This is a genomic window from Roseicyclus sp. (genome assembly GCF_052168335.1).
Classification (GTDB): Bacteria; Pseudomonadota; Alphaproteobacteria; order Rhodobacterales; family Rhodobacteraceae; genus Roseibacterium.
In genome coordinates, this window is the sequence record NZ_JBQLZP010000295.1 from 1 (window position 1) to 8,568 (window position 8,568).

Annotated in this window: 9 protein-coding genes; 6 read left to right on the forward strand and 3 right to left on the reverse strand. The window is 71.4% G+C overall.

Annotated features, from left to right (window positions below):
- Nucleotides 1-45: 45 nt before the first annotated feature.
- Together ACTS11_RS09115 and ACTS11_RS09120 are read left to right on the forward strand one after the other, a co-directional pair.
- Nucleotides 46-441: a hypothetical protein gene (locus ACTS11_RS09115; protein ID WP_442640009.1), complete on the forward strand. Its 396-nt coding sequence runs from the start codon at nucleotides 46-48 to the stop codon at nucleotides 439-441.
- Nucleotides 438-1,247 carry a hypothetical protein gene (locus ACTS11_RS09120; RefSeq protein ID WP_442640010.1) on the forward strand — a complete coding sequence of 270 codons (810 nt, stop codon included), beginning with the start codon at nucleotides 438-440 and terminating at the stop codon, nucleotides 1,245-1,247. Before ACTS11_RS09115 ends, ACTS11_RS09120 begins: the two co-directional genes overlap by 4 nt.
- Before the next feature lie 3 nt (nucleotides 1,248-1,250).
- On the opposite strand, the gene ACTS11_RS09125 is transcribed toward ACTS11_RS09120, so the two are convergent.
- Nucleotides 1,251-2,141: a LysR substrate-binding domain-containing protein gene (locus ACTS11_RS09125; RefSeq protein WP_442640011.1), complete on the reverse strand. Its 891-nt coding sequence runs from the start codon at nucleotides 2,139-2,141 to the stop codon at nucleotides 1,251-1,253.
- 155 nt (nucleotides 2,142-2,296) lie between these two features.
- Here ACTS11_RS09125 and katG point away from each other — a divergent pair, with 155 nt between their 5' ends.
- The gene (gene katG / locus ACTS11_RS09130) at nucleotides 2,297-4,459 is read left to right on the forward strand and encodes a catalase/peroxidase HPI (RefSeq protein ID WP_442640017.1); all 2,163 of its coding nucleotides are present in this window, start codon (nucleotides 2,297-2,299) and stop codon (nucleotides 4,457-4,459) included.
- 200 nt (nucleotides 4,460-4,659) lie between these two features.
- A complete protein-coding gene (msrB, locus tag ACTS11_RS09135) occupies nucleotides 4,660-5,145 on the forward strand; it encodes a peptide-methionine (R)-S-oxide reductase MsrB (RefSeq protein WP_442640012.1) in 486 nt (161 codons plus the stop codon).
- A gap of 6 nt (nucleotides 5,146-5,151) precedes the next feature.
- On the opposite strand, the gene ACTS11_RS09140 is transcribed toward msrB, so the two are convergent.
- Nucleotides 5,152-5,916 (reverse strand): helix-turn-helix transcriptional regulator, encoded by a 765-nt coding sequence (locus tag ACTS11_RS09140; RefSeq protein ID WP_442640013.1) that lies wholly within the window; start codon nucleotides 5,914-5,916, stop codon nucleotides 5,152-5,154.
- An 87-nt stretch (nucleotides 5,917-6,003) separates the two neighbouring features.
- Between ACTS11_RS09140 and ACTS11_RS09145 the strand changes: the two genes are divergently transcribed.
- Nucleotides 6,004-6,414, forward strand: a complete 411-nt coding sequence (locus tag ACTS11_RS09145) for a RidA family protein (protein WP_442640014.1) — start codon at nucleotides 6,004-6,006, stop codon at nucleotides 6,412-6,414.
- 15 nt (nucleotides 6,415-6,429) lie between these two features.
- Here the strand turns inward: ACTS11_RS09145 and ACTS11_RS09150 are convergent, their stop codons facing one another.
- Nucleotides 6,430-7,446, reverse strand: coding sequence for a Gfo/Idh/MocA family protein (locus ACTS11_RS09150; protein WP_442640015.1), 1,017 nt, complete (start codon nucleotides 7,444-7,446; stop codon nucleotides 6,430-6,432).
- A gap of 64 nt (nucleotides 7,447-7,510) precedes the next feature.
- Between ACTS11_RS09150 and ACTS11_RS09155 the strand changes: the two genes are divergently transcribed.
- Nucleotides 7,511-8,536 carry an SIS domain-containing protein gene (locus ACTS11_RS09155; protein ID WP_442640016.1) on the forward strand — a complete coding sequence of 342 codons (1,026 nt, stop codon included), beginning with the start codon at nucleotides 7,511-7,513 and terminating at the stop codon, nucleotides 8,534-8,536.
- The last annotated feature ends 32 nt before the right edge of the window (nucleotides 8,537-8,568 follow it).

Sequence of the window (8,568 nt, forward strand, 5' to 3'; positions counted from 1 at the left end):
CTCTGAACCACCGGCCTGGCCGGGAAAGCAACGGGAACACGCAAGATGACGCCCGAGACCCTGAGACAGCTGAGGAAACGGCTCGCGGACTGCGAGCTGATCCTCTACGCCGACGTCGTCTCGGGCACCGTGCTCGCCACGGATTCGCGCCTCGTCTACCCGCAGGAGAACCTCGACGCGATCTGCGCCTGCGCGCGGACCTTCCTGTCGGCGCCGCGGCTCGCCTCGCATGACCTGACCGGCGAGGCCGTGTTCCAGACACCGACCGCGACGCGCATCTTCCTGCGCGCCTATCGCGATCCGAACGAGGCGCTGGCCTGCATCTGCGGGCCGCGCACCGACCTCGGCCATGTGCTCGTGACGCTGCGCGGCGCGCTCGCCGAGGCGGCGCCGGACTTCGGGCGCAACGTCGTCTCCTTCCGCGAGGCCGTCTCGAAATGACCGACCGCAACGCCGTCCGCGACATCCTCTACCGCGCCGGGGCGGAGGGCGCCTCGATCACCGCCGCGCGGGCCTACGCCTCGCCGGTGCAGGGCGCGGCCGTGATGATCCGGCAGTTCGAGGACAGCGTCCTGCCGCGCCGCTTCGAGATGGATTTCGACAGCGGCGCGCGGCTGGTCATCGAGGTGGCCGAGCGGCAGGTCCTGCACCTGTGCGACGTGCGGATGCCCGGCGGGCGGGCCGCCGCGCTCCAGCCCGGGACGCTCGGGCCCGATCACGCGCGGGCGCTGGGCGACCTCCTGAACGATGTCTGCCGGGGCTCGGGGACAGTGCGGATATCGGCCGGTGCGGCGAGTGCGTTCGATCCTGCCGCGGGCGGCGTCTCGCTCGAGGCGCTGCGCGAGGTCTCGGGCCTGCCCGCGCCGCTCGAGCCGCAGCCGGGCACGACGACCTGGATCGAGGGCATCCTCGAGAAGGCGAAGATCGAGGTCCGGTCCGCCGTGCTGATCGACGTGGACGAGGCGCACGTCATCTCGGGCTCGAAGGACGAGGCCGAGGCGCTGGCCGACTGGGCCGTCGAGATGCTCGACGTCTTCCTCGCCGAGGACTTCCCGCTGGCGCCCGAGCTCGAGACCAAGGGCGCCGTGACCTTCGCGCCGCAGCAGAACGGCGCGCATATCCTGCTCGCGGGGCTGAGGGGGCAGTTCCTGCTCGCGCTGGTCTCGGGGCCCGACATGGCCGGGACGCTCGCCGCCTGGCGCCGCGCCTCCGAGCGCGAGATCGACGGGTTCCTCGCCGCGGGCTGAGGCTCAGGCCCCGGCCGCGCTCCGCACGATGCCGCTCAGCTCGCGCAGGCGGTCGGCGAGCGGCGTCGAGCGGCGCCAGATCATGCCGATGGTCCGCCGCGGCCCCGGCGCGGCGAAGCGCGCGATCGAGACGTCGGCCGAGCGCGTCTCGACGCCCACCGCCATCTCCGGGATCAGCGTCACGCCGAGGCCCGCGCCGACCATCTGCACCAGCGTCGACAGCGACGAGCCGTCCATCATCTCGCGCGGGGCCGAGGCCGTCATGTTGCAGAACGACAGCGCCTGGTCGCGGAAGCAGTGCCCCTCCTCCAGCAGGAGCAGCCGCATCTCGCGCAGCCGCTCGGGCGAGGGGACGGGCTTGCCCGCGTCCGCGCCGGGGCGCACCAGCACGAAGTCCTCGGTGAAGAGCGGCACCTCCTCGAAGGCGGGTTCCGAAAGGGGCAGGGCGACGATCGCGGTATCGAGCCCGCCCTCGGCCAGTTCGGACAGAAGGCGCGGCGTCACCGTCTCGCGGAGCTGGAGGTCGATGCCGGGGTGGTGCGCGGTCAGCTCGCCCACGATCCGGGGCAGGAGGTAGGGCGCGACCGTCGGGATCACGCCGATCCGCACCCGCCCCGAAAGCCGGTCGCGCACCGCGCGCGCCATGTCCTCGACCTCGCCCACGCGGCGCAGGATCTCGCGCACGCGCGCCAGCACCTCCTCGCCGAAGCCGGTCAGCGTCACGGTGCGCGGCCCCCGCTCGAAGAGCGCGGTGCCGAGCTCGCGCTCCATCTCGCGGATCTGCATGGAGAGTGCGGGCTGCGATATGGCGCAGGCATCGGCCGCCCGGCCGAAGTGCCCCTGGCGCGCCAGCGCATCGAAATAGCGCATCTGCTTGAGGGTGACGTTCAACATAAGGCGAAGTTATCATGACAATCAGGATATTCAACTTTTTCTGATTGCCCGCGAGTGGTAGGCATCAACCCGGGAGACAGGGATTCGTTCCGCGCATTCCGCGGGCCGCCCCAGCGAGCCAGTTCAAGACCAGCGATGATCGGAGAGACGAGATGATGGACGGCGACGACAGACCGAGCGGCGGCAAGTGCCCCGTGATGCACGGCGCGATCACCGAGACCGGCAGCACCGTGACCCAGTGGTGGCCGAAGACGCTGAACCTCGACATCCTCCACCAGCACGACACAAAGGTGAACCCGCTCCAGGGCTTCGACTACCGCGAGGCGGTGAAGGAGCTCGACTTCGAGGCGGTGAAGGCCGACGTGAAGGCGCTCATGACCGAGAGCCAGGACTGGTGGCCGGCCGACTACGGCCATTACGGCGGCCTGATGATCCGCCTTGCCTGGCACTCGGCGGGCTCCTACCGCCTGGCCGACGGCCGCGGCGGCGGCGGGCACGGCAACATCCGCTTCGCGCCGCTGAACTCCTGGCCGGACAACGGCAACCTCGACAAGGCGCGCCGTCTCCTGTGGCCGGTGAAGAAGAAGTACGGCAACAAGCTGAGCTGGGCCGACCTCATCCTGCTCGCGGGCAACATGGCCTATGAATCGATGGGCCTGAAGACCTACGGCTTCTCCTTCGGGCGCGAGGACATCTGGCACCCCGAGAAGGACGTCTACTGGGGCGCCGAGAAGGAGTGGCTCGCGCCCTCCGAGAACCGCTACGAGGATCTCGACAACCCGGCGACGCTGGAGAACCCGCTGGCGGCGGTCCACATGGGCCTGATCTACGTGAACCCCGAGGGCGTGAACGGCCAGCCCGACCCGATCCGCACGGCGGCGCAGGTGCGCGAGACCTTCGCGCGCATGGCCATGAACGACGAGGAGACCGCGGCGCTGACGGCGGGCGGCCACACCGTCGGCAAGGCGCACGGCAACGGCGACGCGACCGCGCTCGGGCCCGAGCCCGAGGCGGGCGAACTCGAGAACCAGGGCTTCGGCTGGCTCAACCCGCACATGCACGGCGATGCCTCGAAGGCGGTCACGTCGGGCCTCGAGGGTGCCTGGACGACCAACCCGACGCAGTGGGACATGGGCTATTTCGACCTGCTCTTCGGCTACGAGTGGGAGCTGACGAAGTCGCCCGCGGGCGCCAACCAGTGGCGGCCGATCGACATCCGCGAGGAGGACATGCCGGTCGATCCGGTCGATCCCTCCAAGCGCGTCATGCCGATGATGACCGACGCCGACATGGCGATGAAGATGGACCCGACCTACAACGCGATCTGCCAGAAGTTCATGGCCGATCCGGACTACTTCGCGGACACCTTCGCACGCGCCTGGTTCAAGCTCACCCACCGCGACCTCGGCCCCCGGACCCGCTACATCGGGCCGGACGCGCCGCGTGAGGACCTGATCTGGCAGGACCCGATCCCGGCGGGTTCGACCTCCTACGACGCGGCGGCGGTGAAGTCGGCGATCGCGGCCTCGGGCCTCTCGGTCGCGGAGATGGTGGCGACCGCCTGGGACGCGGCGCGCACCTACCGGCAGTCCGACCTCCGCGGCGGCGCCAACGGCGCGCGCATCCGCCTCCTGCCGCAGCGGGAGTGGGAGGGCAACGAGCCCGAGCGCCTGGCCAAGGTGCTGGCGGTCCTCGAGCCCATCGCGGAGAAGCACGGCGCGTCCGTGGCCGACGTGATCGTGCTCGCGGGCAACCTGGGCGTCGAGCAGGCGGCGAAGGCCGCGGGCTTCGACGTGGAGGTGCCCTTCACGCCGGGCCGCGGGGACGCGACGCAGGAGCAGACGGATGCCGAGAGCTTCTCGGTGCTCGAGCCTCTGGCCGACGGGTTCCGCAACTGGATGAAGAAGGACTACGCCGTGGCGGCGGAGGAGCTGATGCTCGACCGGGCGCAGCTCCTCGGCCTCACCGCGCCCGAGATGACCGTCCTTCTGGGCGGGATGCGGGCGATGGGCGCCAACTACGGCGGGGCGGCGCACGGCGTCTTCACCGACCGTCCCGGCGCGCTGACCACGGACTTCTTCGTGAACCTCACGGACATGTCCTATCGCTGGGTGCCGGTGGCCTCGAACCTCTACGAGATCCAGGACCGCAAGTCGGGCGCCACGAAGTGGACCGCGACGCGCGCGGACCTCGTCTTCGGCTCGAACTCGATCCTGCGCGCCTATGCCGAGGTCTACGCCCAGGACGACGCGCCGGAGAAGTTCGTGACGGACTTCGTGGCGGCCTGGACGAAGGTCATGGAGAACGACCTCTTCTGAGCGTCTCCGAACAGGACGCCGGGGCGGAAACGTCCCGGCGTGGAAACGCGATGGGGCCGGCCCGGGGGGAAACCTCCGGGCCGTTTCCGGTCCGGGCGTTGCATGCCGCTCCTCACGCCGAAGTGTCCGCCGCCCCGATCGGAAGCGTCGCCCGGCGCCCCCATCTGGGGTAGACTGGCCGCAACCAAGGGAGGTGCCCCATGAACCGCCGAGCCTTTCTCGCGGCGACCGCCAGCCTCGGCGCGGCGGCCGTCCTGACGTCCCGCCTCGATGCGGGCGCGGTGGCCGAAGGCCCGTTCGAGGTCAGCCGCACCGAGGCCGAATGGCGCGCGATGCTGACCGACCTGCAGTATGCCGTCATGCGCGAGGGCGCGACCGAACGCGCTTTCACCAGCCCGCTCAACGACGAGCACCGGCGCGGCATGTTCCACTGCCGGGGCTGCGACCTCGCGCTCTATTCCTCCGAGACGAAATACGACAGCGGCACCGGCTGGCCGAGCTTCTGGGAGGCCATGCCGGACGCCATCGGCACGATGGAGGACCGCTCGCTCTTCTTCCAGGTGCGGACCGAGTGCCATTGCCGCCGCTGCGGCAGCCATCTCGGCCACGTCTTCGACGACGGCCCGGCCCCCACGGGCAAGCGGCACTGCATCAACGGCGTGTCGCTGGTGTTCCGCGCGGCCTGACCCGCCTCAGGTGACGCGCGTGCCATAAGGGCAGACGTCGTCGTCGAAGGGAACGTGCCGCTGCCGGAAGGGCGTGCCCTCCACCACCTCGGGCGCGGCGATCCGGTCCATGCGGAAATGGCGGAAATCCCCGCGCGCGGGGTCCCAGGCCACGAGATACCAGAGCGGCGGCAGGATGAGGAGCGCCTGCGGCTCGACCTCGCGCCGCGTCTCGGCGCCCTTCGCGTCGCGGTAGGCGAAGCGCAGGCGGCGCTGCCCGAGGAAGGCCGCCTCGAAGGCCGGCAGGAGGCCCGTATCCATCGCCCCCATGTCCGAGATGTCCTGCGCGGGCGAGAGCTGCCCGACGTAGAGGCGGGCGAACATCCGCCGGAGGTCCGCCACCTTCTCGCGCGGGAGCGACCGCTCGATCCTGGCGAGGGCCGCGTCCGCGAGATCCGCGAAGGGCAGGGCGCGGGCCGCGCGCATCGCGGCCACGCCGACGAGCAGCGCGAAGACCTCCGTGACGGTCAGCCGCGCGGTCGTCTGCATCGAGGCGGGGTCGAGCTGCACCCCGCCGCCCCGCCCGCCCTCGGACTGGATGAGGAAGCCCTCCTCGCGCAGCGCCCCGATGTCGCGCAGGATCGTGCGCCGCGAGACCCCGACCTCGGCCGCCAGCGCGCCGACCGTCGAGGCGCCGCTCCGGCGCAGGATGCGGAGGAGCGCGTCATGGCGATGACGGGCGGGCGTGCGGCGCGCCGTGGGCTGCCGGGTCGTGCGCGGGGCGGGGCTCATGGGACCATGCTAGCGCATTCGGTGCCGGATCGTGTCACCGTTTCCCGCCAGGTCGTCTCCCGTTGGTTCGGAACAAGGAGACAGACCATGACACATCCCGCACGCCCCGAGGCCGTGAACCCGCCGCACCTGCCCGACCCGCGCCCCTTCGGCTACAGCACGGCGGTGCTGGCCCCCGCCGCGGGGCGGCTCGCCTTCATCTCCGGGCAGGGCGGCCAGGATGCGACGGGCGGCCTGTCGCCGGATTTCGCGGCGCAGGTCGCGCAGGCCTGCGCGAACCTCGGCGCGGTGCTGGAGGCGCTGGGCGCCGGGCCGGAGCGCGTGGTGAAGCTCACCGTCTACGTGGTCGATCACGACATGGCGAAGCTGCCCGTGCTCACGCGGGCGGTGAGGCAGATGTTCGGCGACCACCTGCCCGCGCAGACGCTGGTGGGGGTGCCGAGGCTCGCGCTCGACGCGATGCTCTTCGAGGTGGATGCCGTGGCGTTGCTCGACTGACCGGGAGCGGTGCGCTCACAGCTCCACCACGCGCCCCGTGCGGATGCTCTCGTCCGCGGCGAGGCAGATGGCGAGCGAGCGCACCGCGTCCTCCATGTGGCGCGTGAGGTCGAGGTCCCCGGCGATGGCGCGCAGCACATGGGCCTGCTCGGCGTCGCAGAGGTCCTGGTGGCCCGGCTCGTCCGGCAGGTCGATCCGCTCGTCGCCCGAGGGGCGGTGGACGAGAAGCCCGCCGACCTTCGTGTGCCCGTCGATGTCGGCGCTCGCCCCCTTGTCCGCATCGGTGATCGAGACCGAGCCGTTGGGCGAGACGATGTCCTTCACGAAGAAGGCCGTCTCGGACATCATCGGGCCCCAGCCCGCTTCGTACCAGCCGACCGAGCCGTCCTCGAACACCACCTGGAGCTGGCCGTAATTGTACATGTCCTGCGCGATCTCGTCCGAGAGGCGCAGGCCGATCCCCTGCACGCGGAGGGGCCGCGCATCCGTCACCTGGCACCAGACATCGACGTAGTGGACGCCGCAATCCACGATGGGCGAGGTCGTCCGCATGAGCGCCTTGTGCGTCTCCCACTCGCGGCCCGAGGATTGCTGGTTGAGGTTCATGCGGAAGACGTAGGGCCCGCCCAGGCGCCGCGCCTCGGCGATCATCCGCACCCAGGACGGGTGATGGCGCAGGATGTAGCCCACGACGAGCTTGCGCCCCGTGCGCCTGGCCGTCTCGACCACGCGGCGGGCGTCGGCGACCGTGGTGGCGAGCGGCTTCTCCACGAAGACATGCGCGCCCGCCTCCATCGCGGCGATGGCGAGGTCGGCGTGGCTGTCGGAATAGGTGGCGATCACGACGAGGTCCGGGCTCGTCGCCATGCCGGCCTCGAAGCTGTCGAAGCGGGGGTAGCCGGCCAGCGCCTCGGGCAGTTCGCGGGGCGAGCGGTTCACGAGGCCGACGATCTCGGACCCCTCCGCCGCGTGATGGGCGAGCGCGTGGCTGAGCCCCATGTTGCCGAGACCCACGATCAGCGTTTTCGTCATTCAAGCCGCCTCCCTTTTGTGGTCAGGATGGCCCGGAGGCATTGGAACGGCAAGGGAACGGGCGATGGCAACCGAAACGCAGATGCGCCGCGAGGTGGCGGAGATCCCCGACGCGGTGGAGCGGCTGCTCGCGGGCGGCGCGGGGGCGGTGCAGGCGGCGGCGCGCGAGGTCGCTTCGCGCGATCCCGCCTTCCTGATGACGGTGGCGCGCGGTTCCTCCGACCATGCCTGCACCTACGTGAAATACGCCGCCGAACTGCTCTGCGGCCTGCCGGTGGCCTCGGTCGGGCCGTCGGTCGCCTCGATCTACAAGGCGAAGCTGCGCGTGAAGGGGGGCGTCTGCCTCTCGGTCTCGCAGTCGGGGCGGAGCCCGGACATCGTGGAGCTGACGCGCGCCGCGCGGGCGGGCGGGGCCTATGCGGTGGCCGTCACGAACGACGCGGCCTCGCCGCTCGCGGGCGCGGCCGACGCGACGCTCGACATCCACGCGGGCCCGGAACTGAGCGTGGCGGCGACGAAGACCTTCGTGACCTCTGCGCTCGCGGGGCTCTGGCTCCTGGCCGAGATGGCGGAGGACGCGGAGCTTCTGGCCGCGATCCGGGGCCTGCCCGAGCGGCTCGAGGCCGCCGCGCGCGTCGACTGGAGCCCGGTCGCGGCCGCGGTCGGCGAGGGCTCGCTCTACACGCTCGGGCGCGGGCCGTCCTGGGCGATCTCGAACGAGGCGGCGCTGAAGTTCAAGGAGGTCTGCCGCCTCCACGCCGAGAGCTATTCCTCGGCCGAGGTGCTGCACGGGCCGGTCTCCATCGTCGACCGGGGCTTCCCGGTTCTGGCCTTCGCGGCAGGCGACGCGGCGGAGGGCGCGGTCGTCGAGGTCGCGGACGCGCTGGCGGGCAAGGGCGCGGCGGTCTTCGCCACGACCGGCGGCGTGCGGGCGGCGGCGGCGCTGCCCACGGTGCGGACGGGCCACTGGCTGACCGATCCGCTCGCGCTCATCGTCAGCTTCTACGCGATGATCGAGGGGCTGGCCGTGGCGCGCGGGCTGGACCCGGACAAGCCCCGGCACCTCAACAAGGTGACGGAGACGACCTGAGGCGCGGCGTTTTCCGTGCCGGAAAACGCCGC

Excerpts from the sequence above, each read along its gene's own strand:
- ACTS11_RS09115 (WP_442640009.1), top strand. The coding sequence starts at position 46 with ATGACGCCCGAGACCCTGAGACAGCTGAGGAAACGGCTCGCGGACTGC.
- ACTS11_RS09120 (WP_442640010.1), top strand. The coding sequence starts at position 438 with ATGACCGACCGCAACGCCGTCCGCGACATCCTCTACCGCGCCGGGGCG.
- ACTS11_RS09125 (WP_442640011.1), bottom strand. The coding sequence starts at position 2,141 with ATGTTGAACGTCACCCTCAAGCAGATGCGCTATTTCGATGCGCTGGCG.
- katG (WP_442640017.1), top strand. The coding sequence starts at position 2,297 with ATGGACGGCGACGACAGACCGAGCGGCGGCAAGTGCCCCGTGATGCAC.
- msrB (WP_442640012.1), top strand. The coding sequence starts at position 4,660 with ATGAACCGCCGAGCCTTTCTCGCGGCGACCGCCAGCCTCGGCGCGGCG.
- ACTS11_RS09140 (WP_442640013.1), bottom strand. The coding sequence starts at position 5,916 with ATGAGCCCCGCCCCGCGCACGACCCGGCAGCCCACGGCGCGCCGCACG.
- ACTS11_RS09145 (WP_442640014.1), top strand. The coding sequence starts at position 6,004 with ATGACACATCCCGCACGCCCCGAGGCCGTGAACCCGCCGCACCTGCCC.
- ACTS11_RS09150 (WP_442640015.1), bottom strand. The coding sequence starts at position 7,446 with ATGACGAAAACGCTGATCGTGGGTCTCGGCAACATGGGGCTCAGCCAC.
- ACTS11_RS09155 (WP_442640016.1), top strand. The coding sequence starts at position 7,511 with ATGGCAACCGAAACGCAGATGCGCCGCGAGGTGGCGGAGATCCCCGAC.